Genomic DNA, 15,562 nt, shown 5'->3' with positions numbered 1-15,562 from the left:
GTGTCGATCACGGTCAAGCTGATCAACCCCATCGCCATGGAAGAAGGCCTGCGCTTCGCCATCCGCGAAGGCGGCCGTACCGTTGGCGCCGGCGTCGTTGCCAAGATCATTGCTTAAGGAGCGGACATGTCTACCAAGCAAAAAATCCGCATCCGCCTGAAGGCGTTTGACTACAAACTGATCGACAGCTCTGCCGCCGAGATCGTTGACACCGCCAAGCGCACCGGCGCGATCGTCAAGGGCCCCGTGCCCCTGCCGACCCGCATGAAGCGCTTCGACATCCTGCGTTCGCCGCACGTCAACAAGACCAGCCGCGACCAGCTCGAAATCCGCACGCACCAGCGTCTGATGGACATCGTGGACCCGACCGACAAAACGGTTGATGCCCTGATGAAACTCGACCTGCCCGCTGGCGTGGACGTCGAAATCAAGCTGCAGTAACTGCGGTTCCCAAGCCGGTCGGCGCTTCGTGCGCAGGCCGGCTTGCGCAAACAAAGCCCGCTGGTTATACTGGCGGGCTTTCCTGGACTTTGGTTCGGGGAGTTCGGCTTTTGCCGATGCGGTCTGACAATGATGCAGGTCGTATTTTTAAAACGTGTCGACGCCCTTCGGGGAGAGTCGATGCACCATCAGCCCCGGCCAATTGAAGTCGGGAACGGAGAAAACAATGAGTCTTAGCAACTCCCTCGGGTTGTTGGGTCGCAAGGTGGGCATGATGCGTCTGTTCACCGATGACGGGGACGCAGTTCCTGTCACGGTGGTCGATGTGTCGAACAACCGTGTGACACAGGTCAAAACCCTGGCCCATGATGGCTACGATGCGCTGCAGGTCACCTTTGGTGCCCGCCGTGCTTCCCGCGTGACCAAGCCCGAAGCGGGCCACCTGGCCAAGGCCGGTGTCGAAGCGGGCGAAATCATCCAGGAATTCCGCGTCGCTTCTGACGTTGCTGCCCAGTACCAGCCCGGTGCCGTGGTGGCCCCCAACGCGATTTTCGCGGTGGGTCAGAAAGTGGACGTGCAAGGTACTTCGATTGGTAAAGGCTTCGCCGGCACCATCAAGCGCCACAACTTCAAATCCCAGCGCGCGTCGCACGGCAACAGCCGTTCGCACAACGTTCCGGGCTCCATCTCCATGGCCCAGGATCCGGGTCGCGTGTTTCCGGGCAAAAAGATGACCGGTCACATGGGCGATGACACCAAAACCATCCAGAACCTCGACATCGTGCGCGTGGACGAAGCCCGTCAGCTGCTCATGATCCGTGGCGCTGTGCCTGGCTCGAACGGCGGTTTCCTGACCGTGCGTCCCGCCATCAAGGCCAAATCCAAGGGAGCAAACTGATGCAAGTTGAACTCCTGAACGACCAGGGTCAGTCGTCGTCCAACGTGGACGTGCCTGAAACCGTGTTTGGTCGCGACTACAACGAAGCCCTGATCCACCAACTCGTGGTGGCTTACCAGGCGAACGCCCGTCAAGGCACGCGTGCACAAAAAGACCGCCAGATGGTCAAGCACTCGACCAAGAAGCCGTTCAAGCAAAAAGGCACGGGCCGCGCCCGCGCCGGTATGACCTCTTCGCCCCTGTGGCGCGGCGGCGGTCGGATTTTCCCGAACAGCCCCGACGAGAACTTCACCCAGAAGATCAACAAGAAGATGTACCGCGCCGGCATGGCGTCCATCTTCTCGCAGCTGGTGCGTGAAGGCCGTCTGGCCGTGATCGACTCCATGAAAGTGGATTCGCCCAAGACCAAGCAGCTGGCCGACAAGTTCAAGGCCATGAACCTGCAATCGGTTCTGGTGATCGCCGAAGAAGTCGACGAGAACCTGTACCTCGCCTCGCGCAACCTGCCCAACGTGCTGGTGGTCGAGCCGCGTTACGCCGATCCGCTGTCGCTGGTGCATTACAAGAAGGTCATCGTCACCAAGGCGGCGATCGACCAGCTCAAGGAGATGTTCGCATGAGCGTCACAAAATACGACGAAGGCCGCCTGATGCAGGTCCTCGTGGCACCCATCGTGTCCGAGAAAGCCACCCAGGTCGCCGAGCAGACCAACGCCATCATGTTCAAGGTGTTGCGTGATGCTTCCAAGCCCGAGATCAAGGCCGCTGTCGAACTGATGTTCAAGGTCCAGGTCAAGGGTGTGTCCGTGCTCAACCAAAAAGGCAAGGCCAAACGCTTCGGCAAAACGGTGGGTCGTCGCGACCACGTTCGCAAGGCGTATGTGACCCTCATGCCGGGTCAAGAGCTGAACTTCGGCGGGGAGGGCGTTTAATCATGGCAGTCATCAAGATGAAACCCACCTCACCAGGCCGTCGCGGCATGGTGAAGGTCACGCGTGACCATCTTCACAAAGGTGAAGGTTTTGCACCGCTGCTGGAACCCCAGTTCCAGAAAGCCGGTCGCAACAACAACGGTCACATCACCACCCGCCACAAGGGCGGTGGTCACAAGCACCACTACCGCGTTGTCGACTTCCGTCGCAACAAGGATGGCATTCCTGCCAAGGTCGAGCGCATCGAGTACGACCCGAACCGCACGGCGCACATTGCACTGGTGTGCTACGCCGACGGCGAGCGCCGCTACATCATCGCCCCGCGTGGCGTTGAAGTGGGCGCGACCCTGCTGTCCGGCTCGGAGTCGCCGATCCGCGTGGGCAACACCCTGCCGATCCGCAACATCCCGGTCGGCTCGACCATCCACTGCATCGAGCTGCAAGTCGGCAAGGGCGCGCAAATCGCCCGCTCCGCCGGCGCCTCAGCTGTGTTGCTGGCTCGCGAAGGCATCTACGCCCAGGTCCGCATGCGCTCTGGTGAGGTCCGCAAGGTCCACGTGGATTGCCGCGCCACCATTGGTGAAGTGTCCAACCAGGAACACAGCCTGCGCCGCTTGGGCAAGGCCGGTGTCAAGCGTCACATGGGCATTCGCCCAACCGTTCGCGGTACCGCGATGAACCCGATCGACCACCCGCACGGTGGTGGTGAAGGCAAGACCGGCGAAGGCCGCGCTCCGGTGGATCCGTGGGGCAACCTGACCAAGGGCTACCGCACCCGCAACAACCGCCGCACGCAGTCGATGATCGTCTCGCGTCGCAAGAAGTAAAGGGTTGACAACATGACTCGCTCACTCAAAAAAGGCCCTTTCGTTGACCATCACCTGATGGCCAAAGTCGAGAAGGCCGTGTCCACCAAGGACAAAAAGCCCGTCAAGACCTGGTCGCGTCGCTCGATGATCCTGCCCGATTTCATCGGCCTGACCATTGCCGTGCACAACGGCAAGCAGCACGTGCCCGTGTACATCACCGACCAGATGGTTGGACACAAGCTCGGCGAGTTTTCGCTGACGCGGACGTTCAAAGGCCATCCGGCCGACAAAAAAGCGAAGAAGTAAGGAACAACCATGGAAACCCGTTCAATCGTTCGAGGCGTTCGCCTCTCGGTCGACAAAGGCCGACTGGTTGCCGACCTGATTCGCGGCAAAAAGGTCGACCAGGCCCTCAACATCCTGGCGTTCACGCAGAAGAAGGCCGCTGGCATCGTCAAGAAAGCTCTTGAGTCCGCCATCGCCAATGCTGAACACAACGACGGCGCCGACATCGACGAGCTGAAGGTCACGACCATCTACGTCGAACAAGGCACGACGCTCAAGCGCTTCTCGGCCCGCGCCAAAGGCCGCGGCAACCGCATCAGCAAACCCACGTGTCACATCTACGTGACGGTTGGCAACTGAAGAGGTCACAGGAATATGGGACAAAAAATCAACCCCACCGGGTTCCGCCTCGCCATTTCGCGCAACTGGGCCAGCCGCTGGTACGCGAGCAACCGTGACTTCGCCGGCATGCTGGCCGAAGACATCAAGGTGCGCGAGTACCTCAAGGGCAAGCTGAAGAACGCCGCCGTTTCGCGCGTCGTGATCGAGCGCCCCGCCAAGAACGCCCGCATCACCATTTACTCGGCACGTCCGGGCGTGGTGATCGGCAAGAAGGGCGAAGACATCGAGAAGCTGAAGAAAGAACTGACCGCCAAATTGGGCGTGCCGGTTGCAGTCAACATCGAAGAAGTGCGCAAGCCCGAAATCGATGCCAAGCTGATTGCCGACAGCATCACGCAGCAGCTCGAAAAACGCATCATGTTCCGCCGCGCCATGAAACGCGCGATGCAGAACGCGATGCGCCTGGGCGCACAGGGCATCAAGATCATGTCGTCGGGCCGCTTGAACGGCATCGAAATCGCACGTTGCGAGTGGTACCGCGAAGGTCGCGTGCCACTTCACACCCTGCGCGCCGACATCGACTACGGCACCTCCGAAGCCAAGACCACCTACGGCATCATTGGTGTCAAGGTCTGGGTGTACAAGGGCGATACCCTGGGTCGCAACGATGCGCCCGTGGCTGCCGAGCCCCGTGCCGAAGAAGAGCGTCGCCCCCGTGGTCCGCGCCGTGAGCGTCCAGCAGGTCCCCCTGCACGCGCTGCGGTTCGCCGCCCCGGTGCCAATGCCGCTCCAGCCGATGGCAGCGACAAGCCTGCCGAAGCCACGACCGGTACCGAAACCAAACCCGCCGTTAAGCGCGTTCGCAAAGACGCCGCGCCCGCATCTGCAGCTGCGGACGGCAAAGGAGAATAAACATGTTGCAACCTGCTCGCCGCAAATTCCGCAAGGAACAAAAAGGCCGCAATACCGGTGTCGCCACCAGCGGCGCCACCGTCGCGTTCGGTGACTTCGGTCTGAAGTCCACCGACCGCGGCCGCCTGACGGCACGCCAGATCGAAGCCGCGCGTCGCGCGATTTCCCGTCACGTCAAACGTGGCGGCCGCATCTGGATCCGTGTGTTTCCGGACAAGCCAATCTCCCAGAAACCTGCTGAAGTCCGCATGGGCAACGGCAAGGGTTCGGTGGAGTACTACGTGGCCGAGATCCAGCCCGGCAAGGTGCTGTACGAGATCGTCGGCGTGCCGGAACAGCTGGCCCGTGAGGCGTTCCAGCTGGCCGCCGCCAAACTTCCCCTGCGCACCACGTTCGTGACGCGCTTGTTGGGTCAGTGATTCAGGAGAACACAAGATGAAAACTGCTGAACTGCGCCAAAAGGATGTGGCCGGCCTCGAAGCCGAAGTGAAATCGCTGCAAAAGGCCCACTTCGGTCTGCGCATGCAAAAAGCCACGCAACAACTCAACAACAACGCCGTGCTGGGCGACACCCGTCGCGCCATCGCTCGTGCCAAGACCATTCTTGCCGAGAAGCAGCGCAACGCGGCATCTGCCAAATAAGGAGTGACCATGACGGAAGCTAAAACATCCCTCAAGCGCACCTTGATCGGCAAGGTCGTCAGCGACAAGCGCACCAAGACCGTGACGGTCCTGGTCGAGCGCCGTGTGAAGCACGAGCTCTACGACAAGATCGTGGCCAAGTCGAGCAAGTACCACGCCCATGACGAAAAGGGCGAGTACAAGACCGGCGACACGATCGAGATCACCGAGAGCCGTCCGCTGTCGAAGACGAAAAACTGGGTCGCTACCCGCCTGGTCCAAAAGGCCGAGCTGGTTTAAGCGCGATTCGCGCTGCTTGCAGCGCCGAACTGAAAAGCGACCGACAATGCCGGTCGCTTTTTCTTTTTCCAGGCTCGACTTTTTTTGAGCCTTCACACCCCGGCCCACAGGCCCAAAACCATGAGGAGCACAGCATGATTCAGGTTGGCGAAAAAATCCCGGCGGCCACGTTGATGGAGTACAGCGAGGTTGAGGGCAACGGTTGCAGCATTGGCCCCAATGCCGTTGACGCCCACAAAGCCGCGGCCGGCAAAACGATCGCCGTGTTCGCGCTGCCCGGCGCCTTCACCCCGACCTGTTCGGCCAAGCACGTGCCCGGTTTTGTGGAGCACGCAGCCGACTTCAAGGCGGCCGGTGTGGACGAGATCTGGTGCCTGAGCGTGAACGATGCGTTTGTGATGGGTGCCTGGGCGCGTGACCAGAAGACCGGCGACAAGGTGCGCATGCTGGCCGACGGCAGTGCCGACTTCGCCAAGGCCACGGGTCTCACGCTGGACCTCACGGGTCGTGGCATGGGTCTGCGCAGCAACCGGTATTCGATGCTGATCAAGGACGGTGTGGTCAAGGCGCTGAACGTTGAGGCGCCGGGCAAGTTTGAAGTGAGCGACGCGGCCACCTTGTTGGCTCAGGCCAAAGCCGGCGTCTGAACGCGGTTTGAGCCAAAGCGAAAGCCGCTGGTGGTGACACCAGCGGCTTTTTCATTTCTCACCAGCACCTCACGAGCCTGAAGTGATGCTTGCACGACCTTGTAGTCGCCGCTGAACGGACCCAAGGAAGAGAACCCTCAGAGATCCAACTTGAGGTAGTGCGCCCCGGGAATCGGGTTGTGATAGTACGGCGCCACCTCCACAAACCCAGCCTCCTGGTAGAGCGCACGGGCGGTCTCCATGTCGCTGAGCGTGTCCAGCAGCATGGTGGTGTACCCGGCCAGGCGGGCGTCGGACATGACTTGCTCCACCAGCAGTCGGCCCAGTCCAAAGCCGCGGAACGCCCGGCGCACGAACAAACGCTTCATCTCGCAGGCGTCAAGGTGGTCGGTGTCGGTGAGCGGGCGAAACGCGCAGCAACCTGCGGGCTCACCCCCCACCAGGGCGACAAACACCGATCCGGCGGGAAGCGCGTATTCACCCGGCAAGTTGGCCAGCTCGGCCTCGAATCCCTGGAAGCACAGGTCGATGCCCATGTCGGTCTGGTAGTCGAGGAACAAGGACCGGACCGTGTCCAGGTCGTCAGGAAATCGGGCCAACCGGAGCGTGACGTCGGCGGTTTCGGTGGGTTTCATTCGAGTGGGGTGGAATCGGGCGCGGACGGGGACGCCACTATACGGCCAGCTGGCTGCTTGAAGACATCAGAACGCGTTGCCCAACTGAACCAGCCAGGTCACCGCCCCGCCGCAGACCACCAGAATCATCAGCGCCAGCGCCCGCGTTGCCAACGAATCGCTCGCCTGCGGCAGAGCCAGGCCAGGCGCCACTTGTTTGTCGCCCACCACCATCGGGCGCACCAGGTTGTCCTTCTTGACCCATTTGTAGAAAACGATGGCGGCCACGTGCAGCACCACCAGTGCGATCACGATGAACTTGCCGACGTTCTTGTGGTAACTCGTGGCCAGGGCCACCGTGTCGCCCGAAACAAAACGCACCAGCGGACCGAAAAAGGAGATCTCGTCGTCGCTCATCAGGCCGGTGGTGACCTGCGCCAGCAGGATCAGCAGCAGGGCAAACACCGACAAGGCGCCCAGTGGCGTGTGACCAACCCGGTGTTCCGGCTTGGCACGCCCTCGCAGGTAAGCCAGCACAGAGGATGGCGCGTACAGAAAGCTGCCAAAGCGCGACCAGTGCCCGCCCACGAATCCCCAGGCCAGGCGAAACAACAGCAGCGTGAGCACCGCGTAGCCCAAGCGCAGATGCCAGGTCATCCAGTTGCCGCCCACATTGGCGGTGATCACGAGACCCACGACGGCGGCGGCGAGCAGCCAATGGAAAAGACGGGTGGGCAGGTCCCAGACGCGAATCGTTTGCATGGTCAAGACGGATGGTTTCAAAGATGAGTGGAGCCAGGGGGCATGCCGACAGTTCCAGGGGAACTTGAACGATGTCGGCACACTCTCGTTCGGGCAGCACACCCGCTGCCTTTTGTATTCAACCACGCTCAGGAGTGTTCATGAAAATTCTCGCCCCATTGGCCATGGCCGTTGCGCTCACCAGCCTGTCTGCCCCGGCGTTCGCCCAGTTCCAGAAGCCCGAGGACGCCGTGAAGTACCGCAAAGCGGCCTTCACCGTGATGGCCAGCCACTTCGGGCGCGTGGGTGCCATGGCCAACGGCCGCGTGCCGTTCGATGCCAAGGTGGCGGCCGACAGCGCGGCGATCGTCGAGACCATGAGCAAACTGCCGTGGGAAGGTTTTGGTCCCGGCACCGACAAGGGCGATACCCGCGCGCTGCCGGCCATCTGGACCGAGCAGGCCAAGTTCAAGGAAGGCGCCGACAAGTTCCAGGCCGAGGCGACCAAGCTGAGCGCCGCCGCCAAGACCGGCAACCTCGACGCTGTGAAGACCGCCTTTGGCGCTGTGGGCCAAAGCTGCAAGGCCTGCCACGACGCCTACCGCAAGGACTGATGGCGACCGCGGCCTGGGCCGGAATGCAAAAAGCCGGGACCTGGGTCCCGGCTTTTTGCTGTGGGGCACTCGCTGCGCTTCAGGTCTGCGCCAGCAGTTTCTCGATGAGCTGGTGCAACGCTGCGAAGTCAGGCTCGCCCACGTAACGTTTGACGATGCGACCCTGCCTGTCGACGAGGTAAGTGGTGGGTGTGAGCTTGACGTCGCCCCACTGCTGCGCCACTTCACCCGTGTTGTCGAGCGCCACCTTGAAGGGCAGTTGGCGGCTCTGCGCAAAATTGAGCACCCAGTTGGGCGGGTCGTATTCCATGGCCACCGCCACGGTGTCGAAGCCCTGTCCCTGGTACTTGTGCCAGGTGGCCACGATCTGCGGCATTTCTTTCACGCACGACACGCAGGTGGTGGCCCAGAAGTTCACCAAGGTCACCTTGCCTTTGAGGTCGGCGGTGGTGGCCTTGGAGCCATCAATCAGTACAAAGGTGGATTGCGGCGCGGCCTCGCCGCCCGCGCAGCCGGCAAGGCCCAGCACAGCGGCAGTGCCCAGTGCAACCGCTGTGGCAATACTGCGGCGGCGCAAGCGGCCAGGTCGATCAAGTTCGGTCATTGTGTTTTCATTTCCCGGGGGCTACATTGCCCCACGCCATTGATTCATCAGCATCCAGGAGACACCGCATGCAGCGCCGCCAGTTTACCCAGTCCACCGCCGCCATCGGCTTGTTGATCCTCGCGGCACACCAGCAGGCACGGGCCTTGTCGCTGGGGGACCTCACCGAGCGCGATGCCACCCAGGGCATCAAGGTGGCACTGGAAAAAGGCGCCTTGGCGGCCGTGGCCTTGCTGGGCAAGACCGATGGATTCCTCGGCAACCCAAAAGTTCGGATTCCTTTGCCGGGTTTTCTGGAAGACGCGTCCAGGCTGCTCAAGCTCACCGGTCAGGGCAAGCGTGTGGACGAGCTGGTCACCAGCATGAACCGCGCGGCCGAAGCCGCCGTGCCCATGGGCAAAGACCTGCTGGTGAATGCGGTGAAGTCCATGAGCGTGACAGACGCCAAGAACATTCTGGGCGGTGGCGACAACTCGGTGACGCAGTTCTTTGCCGAAAAGACCCGCACGCCGCTGGGCGAAAAGTTCCTGCCGGTGGTGACCAAGGCCACCGAGAAGGTGGGGCTGGCCAACCAATACAACAAGCTGGCCGGCCAGGCGGCGGGGTTCGGTCTGGTCAAAGCGGAAGATGCCAACATCCAGAAGTACGTCACCGGCAAATCACTCGATGGCCTCTACACCATCATCGGCGAGGAAGAGCGCAAGATCCGCCAGGATCCGGTGGGCACCGGCAGCGCCATTCTCAAAAAGGTGTTTGGCGCGATGAAGTGAGCGCCGGGTGAAAGCTCAGCGCTTTTTGAGCTTGCCCCGCGCTTCCAGCAGGCGCGCCTCGAGATACTCGCCGTAGAAGTCGGGAACGGCAACACCCACCAGGCGCTCGGCCAGTTCCTGGCCGTCGGGGCCGAAGAACATCACCGTGGGCGTGAAGCGTGCCTTCCAGGTGCGGGCCTGATCAGCGGGGGTCGTCGTCTCGCCGGCAAATCCCTGCAGGTTGGTCTGGCGGTCCAGCACATCCAGTTGCACCGCCACCAGCAGACCCTCACGGCGCATGGGGGCCAGGTAGTTGTTGCGCACCAGCTCGCAGTACACACAGCCCTTGAGCGTGGTCATCACCACCAGCGGCTCGCCGCGCGCGGCCGCGGCCACCGCAGCGCCGCGCAGCGAGGTGGGAGTGGGCAAGGACTGCGGCGCGTTGGTCATCGTGAGCGTGCTCAAACCGCACCGCTGCGTTGCAGCTCGGCGAGTTGTTCCGGCGTGCTGCCCAGCCAGTCGCCCAGCACCTCGGCCGTGTGCTGACCCAGCAGCGGTGGCGGCAGGTCGTTGCGCACCGGCGTGGCGCTGAGTTTGAGCGGGCTGGCGACCAGGTCGACATCGTCCGACAGCGGGTGCTCCCAGCGCTGCACCATGCCGCGCGAGAGCACGTGTTCGTCGGCGAACACCTCGGCCAGGCTGTTGATCGGGCCGCAAGGCACCTTGGCCGCTTCGAGCGCGGCCAGCCAGTCGGCCTTGCTGCGGGACTTCAGGATGGCCTCCAGCAGCGGCACCAGCACGGCGCGGTGGCGCACGCGGTTCTGGTTCTGCGCAAAGCGCGTGTCACTCGCCAGTTCAGGCTGGCCGGCCACCGCACAGAACTTGGCGAACTGGCCGTCGTTGCCCACCGCCAGGATGATGTGCTGCGCCTGGCCCTGCGCGTCGGGCGCGACTTCAAACACCTGGTAGGGCACGATGTTGGCGTGGGCATTGCCCGCGCGTCCCGGTACCTTGCCGTCTTCGCGGCCGCGCACCAGGTAGTTGGCGCCCAGGTTGGCGAGCATGGCGACCTGCGTGTCGAGCAGGGCCATGTCGATGTGCTGTCCTTCGCCGGTGCGCTCGGCATGGCGCAGCGCGGCCTGGATGGCGACCGTGGCGTACAGCCCTGTGAACAGGTCGGCCACTGCCACGCCCACCTTCTGTGGCCCACCACCAGGCAAATCGTCGCGCTCACCGGTCACGCTCATGAGACCGCCCATGGCCTGGATGGCGAAGTCGTAGCCCGCGCGCTCTTTGTACGGACCGGTCTGTCCGAAGCCGGTGATGGAGCAGTACACCAGCTTGGGGTTGAGGGCGCGCAGGCTCTCGAAGTCCAGGCCGTAGCGCGCCATGTCGCCGACCTTGTAGTTCTCCACGAACACGTCGGCCTTGGCGGCGAGTTGGCGGATCAGCGCCTGACCTGCGGGGGTGGCGATGTCGCAGGTGATGGAGCGCTTGTTGCGGTTGGCGCCCAGGTAGTACGCGGCCTCGGCCGTGTCGGTGCCATCGCGCCCGCGCAGGAAGGGCGGACCCCAGCCGCGTGTGTCGTCGCCCCCGGGGTGGTTGTCGCCGGGTGGGCGCTCCACCTTGACCACATCGGCGCCGAGATCGGCCAGCGTCTGTGTGCACCAAGGGCCCGCGAGCACGCGGGACAAATCGAGTATGCGGATACCATCCAGAGCATTCATGTTGCCATTGTGCTTGAGGCTCCCGCACCTGCGGTGTCGCCGCGGTGGCGGGTCCATTTCCATCCCATGCCGTCATTTCCTTTCGATCGCGCAATGCGGCGATGCAGGCCGCTCGCCGCCTTGAGCCTGCTGGCGCTGACCGCCTGTTATCCCACCTTCAACTGGCGCGAGCTGCGGCCCGAGGGCACGCCGCTGCAGGCACTGCTGCCGTGCAAGCCGGAAACCGCTGAACGCACGGTGCCGCTGGGTGGTGTTCCCACGGTGTTGCACATGCACAGCTGCAAAGCCAGCGGCCTCACCTTTGCGCTGGCCTGGGCCAACGCGCCGGATGCCGCCGCAGCGCCCGCCATGGCGGCCGACTGGCAGCGCGCCTCACTGGCCGCGATCCGCGTGGACCCGGCCCTGCACACCGATCCCGCCCACCAATGGAAGTTCTCCGTGGCCGGCGCTTCGCTGTCGCAGGGCATCACGGCGCAAGGCACCGATCCACAGGGCCAGCCCGTGCAAGCCCGGGCGGTGTACTTCGCGCGCGGCGCGCAGGTGTTTCAGGCGGCGATTTATGGCTCCGCCAGCGACGAGGTGAACACCGCGTTCTTTGACGGCCTGAAGCTGCCATGACCAGCGCACCGACACACGCCAGCGGCGACGCGCTGGGCACACGCGCCGCGGTCATCGTTTTCCTGACGTTTGCGATCGCTTATTTCTTCTCTGCCCTGGTGCGCGCGATCACGGCCACGCTCTCGCCCACGCTGAGCCTGGAGCTGGACCTGAACGCGGGTGACCTGGGCCTGCTCGCGGGCGGCTACTTCCTGGGCTTTGCCATGACCCAGTTGCCGCTGGGCAACTGGCTGGACCGCCACGGACCGCGCAAGGTGATCCTGGCGTTTCTGGCCGTGGCTGTGGTGGGTTGCATGGCGTTTGCACTGGCCACGAGTTTTTCAGGTCTGCTGGCTGCGCGCGTGCTCACCGGCATGGGCGTGAGCGCCTGCCTGATGGCGCCACTCACCGGTTTTCGCCGCTGGCTCACGCCCGCCACGCAGCTGCGCGCCAACTCATGGATGCTCATGACCGGCTCGCTGGGCATGGTCGCGGCCACCTTGCCGGTGCAGTGGCTCATGCCCTACACCGGCTGGCGCGGCATGTTCTGGATGCTGGCCGGTTTGATTGCGCTGTCGATGGTGGGCATCGCGCTCATGGTGCCGCGCTGGCGCCAGGAGACGCCCGCGCTGGCAGAAGGTCAACAACCTTCAGGCACCAGAGGTTATGGCTTCATCTGGCGCAACCCTTACTTTCGCCAGATGCTGCCGATCGGCTTCGTCAACTACGGCGGCATGGTCGCGGTGCAGACCCTGTGGGCCGGGCCCTGGATGGTGAAGGTGGCGGGCTACACGCCGCAGCAGGCGGCTGCCGGTCTGTTCGGCATCAACCTCTCGATGCTCTGCACCTTCTGGCTCTGGGGCTTGGTCAACCCGCACCTGGCGCGGCGTGGCCTCAAGCCGGAGCAGCTGATTGCGTGGGGTCTGCCGTCGAGTTTTGTGGTGTTGACCGCCATCGTGTGGCTCGGTGCCGGCGCGGGCTGGGAACTCTGGGCACTCTTCTGTGTGACCAGCACCTTCGTCTCCTTGTCGCAGCCGGCGGTGGCGCTGGCTTTGCCGCCCGAGGCCGCCGGCCGCGCGCTGTCGGCCTACAACCTGGCCATCTTCGGTGGCGTGTTCGGCGTGCAGTGGGGCATCGGCCTGTTGATCGAGGCGCTCACGGTGTTCGGCTGGAGCGAGCCGGTTCGTTACCGCGGCGCCATCGCATTCTTCGGCGTGTGTTGCGTGTTCGCCTACCTCGCTTTCTGGCGTGCCTGGCGTGCGCGTCCCGGCGTTCAGGCCAGCTAAACTGCGTCCATGAACGGCATCCTCATCATCGCGCACGCGCCCCTGGCTTCTGCCTTGCGACAGTGCGTCATGCATGTGTTCCCCGACAGCGCCGAGGCCGTTGCGGCACTCGATGTGCAACCCAACGTACCGCCCGAAGAATCGCTGGCCCAGGCGCGTGCGCTCATGCGCCAGATGCACCTGCCGCAAACCCTGGTGGTGACCGACGTGTTCGGCGCCACGCCGTGCAACGTGGCGCAAAAACTCATCGACGGCATCAACTCCAAGTTGATCACCGGCGTGAACCTGCCCATGCTGCTGCGCACCGTGTCGTACCGCCACGAGTCGCTGGACGCGCTGATCTCGCGCGCCATGATCGGCGCCACGCAGGGTGTGATTCAAGTGGCGGTGACCGCTCCGCAGAACCAGGCCCGACGAGCCACCCATGATCAAGACCACCGTGACCATCAGCAATAAGCTGGGCCTGCATGCACGCGCCTCGGCCAAACTCACCAAACTCGCGGGCAGCTTCGCCAGCGAGGTCTGGATGTCTCGCGGAGACCGCCGCGTCAATGCCAAAAGCATCATGGGCGTGATGATGCTGGCCGCGGGCTTGGGCAGCACGGTGGAGGTGGAAACCATCGGAGCCGATGAGCAGGTGGCGATGGACGCGCTCATCGCGTTGATCAACGACAAGTTCGGCGAAGGCGAATGAGCTTCTCCGTCCACGGTCTCGCCGTCTCCCGGGGCATTGCCATCGGGCGGGCGGTGATCGTGGCGTCGAGCCGGGTCGACGTGGCCCACTACTTCGTGCAGACCGAACAGGTCGTGGGCGAAATCGAACGGCTGCGCCATGCGCGCAACGAGGTGGCGGCGGAGATTCTGAAGGTGCAGCAAAGCCTGCACGACCTGGGGCCCTCGGACGCCCATCCCGAGCTCACGGCCTTGCTCGATGTGCACCTCATGCTGCTGCAGGACGAGCAGCTCACCAATGGCGTGAAGCACTGGATCGTCGAGCGGCACTACAACGCCGAATGGGCGCTGACCACCCAGCTGGAGGTGATCGCGCGCCAGTTTGACGAGATGGAAGATCCCTACCTGCGCGAGCGCAAGGCCGACCTGGAGCAGGTGGTTGAGCGCATCCTGCGCGTGATGCGCGGCGTGTCCTCGCCGGTGGTCAGCGGTCAGCCCCACCCCGGGCAGGACAACGCCGTCGACGTGCCGCTGGTGCTGATCGCACACGACCTGTCGCCGGCCGACATGTTGCAGTTCAAGCAAAGCGTGTTTGCCGGTTTCGTCACCGACGTGGGCGGCAAGACCAGCCACACCGCCATCGTCGCGCGCAGCATGGACATCCCGGCGGTGGTCGGCGCTCGCTCGGCCAGCCAGCTGATCGAGCAGGATGACTGGGTCATCATCGACGGCGATGCCGGCGTGGTGGTGATCGATCCTTCGCCCATCCTGCTGGCCGAATACGGCTTCAAGCAGCGCCAGGGTGAGGTGGAGCGTGAACGACTCTCACGCCTGAAGAACACTCCCGCCGTCACGCTTGACGGGCAGAAGATCGAGCTGCTGGCCAACATCGAACAACCCGAAGACGCGGTGGGCGCGCTCAAGGCCGGTGCCGTGGGTGTGGGGCTGTTCCGCAGCGAATTCCTCTTCATGGGTCGCAACGGCAAACTGCCCGACGAGGAAGAGCAGTACCAGGCCTACAAGCGCGCGGTCGAGGGCATGCAAGGCCTGCCGGTGACCATCCGCACGGTGGACGTGGGCGCTGACAAACCGCTGGACCGTGTGGCCCAGCGCGCCGGCGAAGACCACCTCAATCCTGCCCTGGGCCTGCGCGCAATCCGCTGGAGTCTGGCCGACCCGGCGATGTTCCTGGCGCAGTTGCGAGCCATACTGCGAGCCGCCGCGCACGGGCCTGTGAACCTGCTCGTTCCCATGCTCGCACACGCCAGCGAGATCCGTCAGACGCTGGCCTTGATCAATCGCGCGCGCGAGCAGCTGGAAGCCGCTGGCGTTCGACAGGGCGCGGTCAAGCTGGGCGCCATGATCGAAGTGCCCGCCGCCGCGCTCACCATTCCGCTGTTCCTCAAACACTTCGACTTTCTCTCCATCGGCACCAACGACCTGATCCAGTACACGCTGGCGATTGACCGTGCCGACGAGGCTGTCTCGCACCTTTACGACCCGGTGCATCCCGCGGTGCTGCACCTTCTCGCCAACACCATCACGCAATGCCAGGCGCAGGGCAAAGGGGTGAGCGTGTGTGGCGAGATGGCGGGGGATGTGGCCATGACGCGTTTGTTGCTTGGCCTGGGCTTGCGCAGCTTCTCCATGCATCCGTCGCAGATTCTGGCGGTCAAGCAGCAGATCCTGCGTTGCGACACGACGCGCTTGCAGACCTGGGCGCAGACGGTGCTGGCGGCGGAAGACCCAGCGGCGTTGATGACAGACTGAAG

The 15,562-nt window shown here is 63.6% G+C and carries 24 protein-coding genes and 1 pseudogene; 20 read left to right on the top strand and 5 right to left on the bottom strand.

The window, feature by feature from the left end:
* The 13 genes and pseudogenes from Q0C59_RS05240 to Q0C59_RS05180 all read left to right on the top strand — a co-directional run.
* Window positions 1–117, top strand: a pseudogene (locus Q0C59_RS05240) (elongation factor Tu); the annotation flags it as partial.
* 9 nt (window positions 118–126) lie between these two features.
* Window positions 127–441, top strand: coding sequence for a 30S ribosomal protein S10 (rpsJ, locus tag Q0C59_RS05235; RefSeq protein WP_056266806.1), 315 nt, complete (start codon window positions 127–129; stop codon window positions 439–441).
* Window positions 442–667: 226 nt separating this feature from the next.
* Window positions 668–1,339, top strand: a complete 672-nt coding sequence (rplC, locus tag Q0C59_RS05230) for a 50S ribosomal protein L3 (RefSeq protein ID WP_056266802.1) — start codon at window positions 668–670, stop codon at window positions 1,337–1,339.
* Window positions 1,339–1,959, top strand: coding sequence for a 50S ribosomal protein L4 (gene rplD / locus Q0C59_RS05225; protein ID WP_291212653.1), 621 nt, complete (start codon window positions 1,339–1,341; stop codon window positions 1,957–1,959). Before rplC ends, rplD begins: the two co-directional genes overlap by 1 nt.
* Entirely contained in the window at window positions 1,956–2,270 is a 315-nt protein-coding gene (rplW, locus tag Q0C59_RS05220; protein WP_291212651.1) for a 50S ribosomal protein L23, read from the top strand. The genes rplD and rplW overlap by 4 nt, the downstream gene beginning before the upstream one ends.
* A 2-nt stretch (window positions 2,271–2,272) precedes the next feature.
* Window positions 2,273–3,097: a 50S ribosomal protein L2 gene (rplB, locus tag Q0C59_RS05215; protein WP_291212646.1), complete on the top strand. Its 825-nt coding sequence runs from the start codon at window positions 2,273–2,275 to the stop codon at window positions 3,095–3,097.
* 12 nt (window positions 3,098–3,109) lie between these two features.
* Window positions 3,110–3,385 carry a 30S ribosomal protein S19 gene (gene rpsS, locus Q0C59_RS05210; RefSeq protein WP_056266785.1) on the top strand — a complete coding sequence of 92 codons (276 nt, stop codon included), beginning with the start codon at window positions 3,110–3,112 and terminating at the stop codon, window positions 3,383–3,385.
* A 9-nt stretch (window positions 3,386–3,394) separates the two neighbouring features.
* The gene (gene rplV / locus Q0C59_RS05205) at window positions 3,395–3,724 is read left to right on the top strand and encodes a 50S ribosomal protein L22 (RefSeq protein WP_056266781.1); all 330 of its coding nucleotides are present in this window, start codon (window positions 3,395–3,397) and stop codon (window positions 3,722–3,724) included.
* 15 nt (window positions 3,725–3,739) lie between these two features.
* Window positions 3,740–4,618, top strand: a complete 879-nt coding sequence (gene rpsC / locus Q0C59_RS05200; protein WP_291212643.1) for a 30S ribosomal protein S3 — start codon at window positions 3,740–3,742, stop codon at window positions 4,616–4,618.
* 2 nt (window positions 4,619–4,620) lie between these two features.
* Entirely contained in the window at window positions 4,621–5,037 is a 417-nt protein-coding gene (gene rplP / locus Q0C59_RS05195; RefSeq protein WP_056266773.1) for a 50S ribosomal protein L16, read from the top strand.
* 16 nt (window positions 5,038–5,053) lie between these two features.
* Window positions 5,054–5,260, top strand: coding sequence for a 50S ribosomal protein L29 (rpmC, locus tag Q0C59_RS05190; protein ID WP_159608378.1), 207 nt, complete (start codon window positions 5,054–5,056; stop codon window positions 5,258–5,260).
* A gap of 9 nt (window positions 5,261–5,269) precedes the next feature.
* Complete coding sequence (gene rpsQ, locus Q0C59_RS05185) at window positions 5,270–5,539, top strand: 30S ribosomal protein S17 (RefSeq protein ID WP_056266767.1); 270 nt, start codon at window positions 5,270–5,272, stop codon at window positions 5,537–5,539.
* Window positions 5,540–5,673: 134 nt separating this feature from the next.
* Window positions 5,674–6,186, top strand: a complete 513-nt coding sequence (locus Q0C59_RS05180) for a peroxiredoxin (RefSeq protein WP_291212638.1) — start codon at window positions 5,674–5,676, stop codon at window positions 6,184–6,186.
* A gap of 137 nt (window positions 6,187–6,323) precedes the next feature.
* On the opposite strand, the gene Q0C59_RS05175 is transcribed toward Q0C59_RS05180, so the two are convergent.
* The gene (locus Q0C59_RS05175) at window positions 6,324–6,821 is read right to left on the bottom strand and encodes a GNAT family N-acetyltransferase (RefSeq protein WP_291212635.1); all 498 of its coding nucleotides are present in this window, start codon (window positions 6,819–6,821) and stop codon (window positions 6,324–6,326) included.
* Between the two features lie 66 nt (window positions 6,822–6,887).
* Window positions 6,888–7,562 carry a cytochrome b/b6 domain-containing protein gene (locus tag Q0C59_RS05170; protein ID WP_291212633.1) on the bottom strand — a complete coding sequence of 225 codons (675 nt, stop codon included), beginning with the start codon at window positions 7,560–7,562 and terminating at the stop codon, window positions 6,888–6,890.
* A gap of 140 nt (window positions 7,563–7,702) precedes the next feature.
* Here Q0C59_RS05170 and Q0C59_RS05165 point away from each other — a divergent pair, with 140 nt between their 5' ends.
* On the top strand, window positions 7,703–8,155 hold the full coding sequence (locus Q0C59_RS05165) for a cytochrome c (RefSeq protein ID WP_291212630.1): 453 nt from the start codon (window positions 7,703–7,705) through the stop codon (window positions 8,153–8,155).
* A gap of 79 nt (window positions 8,156–8,234) precedes the next feature.
* On the opposite strand, the gene Q0C59_RS05160 is transcribed toward Q0C59_RS05165, so the two are convergent.
* Window positions 8,235–8,759, bottom strand: coding sequence for a TlpA disulfide reductase family protein (locus Q0C59_RS05160; protein ID WP_291212628.1), 525 nt, complete (start codon window positions 8,757–8,759; stop codon window positions 8,235–8,237).
* Window positions 8,760–8,827: 68 nt separating this feature from the next.
* On the opposite strand from Q0C59_RS05160, the gene Q0C59_RS05155 reads away from it, so the two are divergent.
* Window positions 8,828–9,529 (top strand): DUF4197 domain-containing protein, encoded by a 702-nt coding sequence (locus tag Q0C59_RS05155; RefSeq protein ID WP_291212625.1) that lies wholly within the window; start codon window positions 8,828–8,830, stop codon window positions 9,527–9,529.
* Between the two features lie 15 nt (window positions 9,530–9,544).
* On the opposite strand, the gene Q0C59_RS05150 is transcribed toward Q0C59_RS05155, so the two are convergent.
* On the bottom strand, window positions 9,545–9,973 hold the full coding sequence (locus Q0C59_RS05150) for a thioredoxin fold domain-containing protein (protein WP_291212622.1): 429 nt from the start codon (window positions 9,971–9,973) through the stop codon (window positions 9,545–9,547).
* Window positions 9,970–11,235 (bottom strand): CaiB/BaiF CoA-transferase family protein, encoded by a 1,266-nt coding sequence (locus Q0C59_RS05145; protein WP_291212619.1) that lies wholly within the window; start codon window positions 11,233–11,235, stop codon window positions 9,970–9,972. Before Q0C59_RS05145 ends, Q0C59_RS05150 begins: the two co-directional genes overlap by 4 nt.
* A 120-nt stretch (window positions 11,236–11,355) precedes the next feature.
* On the opposite strand from Q0C59_RS05145, the gene Q0C59_RS05140 reads away from it, so the two are divergent.
* The 5 genes from Q0C59_RS05140 to ptsP are packed head-to-tail and all read left to right on the top strand — an operon-like array spanning window position 11,356 to window position 15,560.
* Window positions 11,356–11,853 carry a hypothetical protein gene (locus Q0C59_RS05140; protein ID WP_291212617.1) on the top strand — a complete coding sequence of 166 codons (498 nt, stop codon included), beginning with the start codon at window positions 11,356–11,358 and terminating at the stop codon, window positions 11,851–11,853.
* Complete coding sequence (locus tag Q0C59_RS05135; RefSeq protein ID WP_291212614.1) at window positions 11,850–13,118, top strand: MFS transporter; 1,269 nt, start codon at window positions 11,850–11,852, stop codon at window positions 13,116–13,118. Before Q0C59_RS05140 ends, Q0C59_RS05135 begins: the two co-directional genes overlap by 4 nt.
* 9 nt (window positions 13,119–13,127) lie before the next feature.
* Window positions 13,128–13,574, top strand: a complete 447-nt coding sequence (locus Q0C59_RS05130) for a PTS sugar transporter subunit IIA (protein ID WP_291212611.1) — start codon at window positions 13,128–13,130, stop codon at window positions 13,572–13,574.
* Window positions 13,543–13,812 (top strand): HPr family phosphocarrier protein, encoded by a 270-nt coding sequence (locus Q0C59_RS05125; RefSeq protein ID WP_291212608.1) that lies wholly within the window; start codon window positions 13,543–13,545, stop codon window positions 13,810–13,812. The genes Q0C59_RS05130 and Q0C59_RS05125 overlap by 32 nt, the downstream gene beginning before the upstream one ends.
* Window positions 13,809–15,560, top strand: coding sequence for a phosphoenolpyruvate--protein phosphotransferase (ptsP, locus tag Q0C59_RS05120; RefSeq protein ID WP_291212605.1), 1,752 nt, complete (start codon window positions 13,809–13,811; stop codon window positions 15,558–15,560). Before Q0C59_RS05125 ends, ptsP begins: the two co-directional genes overlap by 4 nt.
* Window positions 15,561–15,562: the final 2 nt, after the last annotated feature.

It is taken from the genome of Hydrogenophaga sp. (assembly GCF_022844385.1).
Taxonomy (GTDB): domain Bacteria; phylum Pseudomonadota; class Gammaproteobacteria; order Burkholderiales; family Burkholderiaceae_C; genus Hydrogenophaga.
This window is presented reverse-complemented; position numbering and strand designations above follow the sequence as displayed.

Coding starts and splice junctions, on each gene's coding strand:
- Q0C59_RS05170 (WP_291212633.1), bottom strand. CDS start 7,562: ATGCAAACGATTCGCGTCTGGGACCTGCCCACCCGTCTTTTCCATTGG.
- rpsJ (WP_056266806.1), top strand. CDS start 127: ATGTCTACCAAGCAAAAAATCCGCATCCGCCTGAAGGCGTTTGACTAC.
- rpmC (WP_159608378.1), top strand. CDS start 5,054: ATGAAAACTGCTGAACTGCGCCAAAAGGATGTGGCCGGCCTCGAAGCC.
- Q0C59_RS05145 (WP_291212619.1), bottom strand. CDS start 11,235: ATGAATGCTCTGGATGGTATCCGCATACTCGATTTGTCCCGCGTGCTC.
- rpsS (WP_056266785.1), top strand. CDS start 3,110: ATGACTCGCTCACTCAAAAAAGGCCCTTTCGTTGACCATCACCTGATG.
- rplC (WP_056266802.1), top strand. CDS start 668: ATGAGTCTTAGCAACTCCCTCGGGTTGTTGGGTCGCAAGGTGGGCATG.
- Q0C59_RS05180 (WP_291212638.1), top strand. CDS start 5,674: ATGATTCAGGTTGGCGAAAAAATCCCGGCGGCCACGTTGATGGAGTAC.
- ptsP (WP_291212605.1), top strand. CDS start 13,809: ATGAGCTTCTCCGTCCACGGTCTCGCCGTCTCCCGGGGCATTGCCATC.
- Q0C59_RS05125 (WP_291212608.1), top strand. CDS start 13,543: ATGATCAAGACCACCGTGACCATCAGCAATAAGCTGGGCCTGCATGCA.
- rpsC (WP_291212643.1), top strand. CDS start 3,740: ATGGGACAAAAAATCAACCCCACCGGGTTCCGCCTCGCCATTTCGCGC.
- Q0C59_RS05130 (WP_291212611.1), top strand. CDS start 13,128: ATGAACGGCATCCTCATCATCGCGCACGCGCCCCTGGCTTCTGCCTTG.
- Q0C59_RS05160 (WP_291212628.1), bottom strand. CDS start 8,759: ATGACCGAACTTGATCGACCTGGCCGCTTGCGCCGCCGCAGTATTGCC.
- rplW (WP_291212651.1), top strand. CDS start 1,956: ATGAGCGTCACAAAATACGACGAAGGCCGCCTGATGCAGGTCCTCGTG.
- Q0C59_RS05165 (WP_291212630.1), top strand. CDS start 7,703: ATGAAAATTCTCGCCCCATTGGCCATGGCCGTTGCGCTCACCAGCCTG.
- Q0C59_RS05155 (WP_291212625.1), top strand. CDS start 8,828: ATGCAGCGCCGCCAGTTTACCCAGTCCACCGCCGCCATCGGCTTGTTG.
- Q0C59_RS05175 (WP_291212635.1), bottom strand. CDS start 6,821: ATGAAACCCACCGAAACCGCCGACGTCACGCTCCGGTTGGCCCGATTT.
- rplP (WP_056266773.1), top strand. CDS start 4,621: ATGTTGCAACCTGCTCGCCGCAAATTCCGCAAGGAACAAAAAGGCCGC.
- Q0C59_RS05135 (WP_291212614.1), top strand. CDS start 11,850: ATGACCAGCGCACCGACACACGCCAGCGGCGACGCGCTGGGCACACGC.
- rpsQ (WP_056266767.1), top strand. CDS start 5,270: ATGACGGAAGCTAAAACATCCCTCAAGCGCACCTTGATCGGCAAGGTC.
- rplD (WP_291212653.1), top strand. CDS start 1,339: ATGCAAGTTGAACTCCTGAACGACCAGGGTCAGTCGTCGTCCAACGTG.
- rplB (WP_291212646.1), top strand. CDS start 2,273: ATGGCAGTCATCAAGATGAAACCCACCTCACCAGGCCGTCGCGGCATG.
- rplV (WP_056266781.1), top strand. CDS start 3,395: ATGGAAACCCGTTCAATCGTTCGAGGCGTTCGCCTCTCGGTCGACAAA.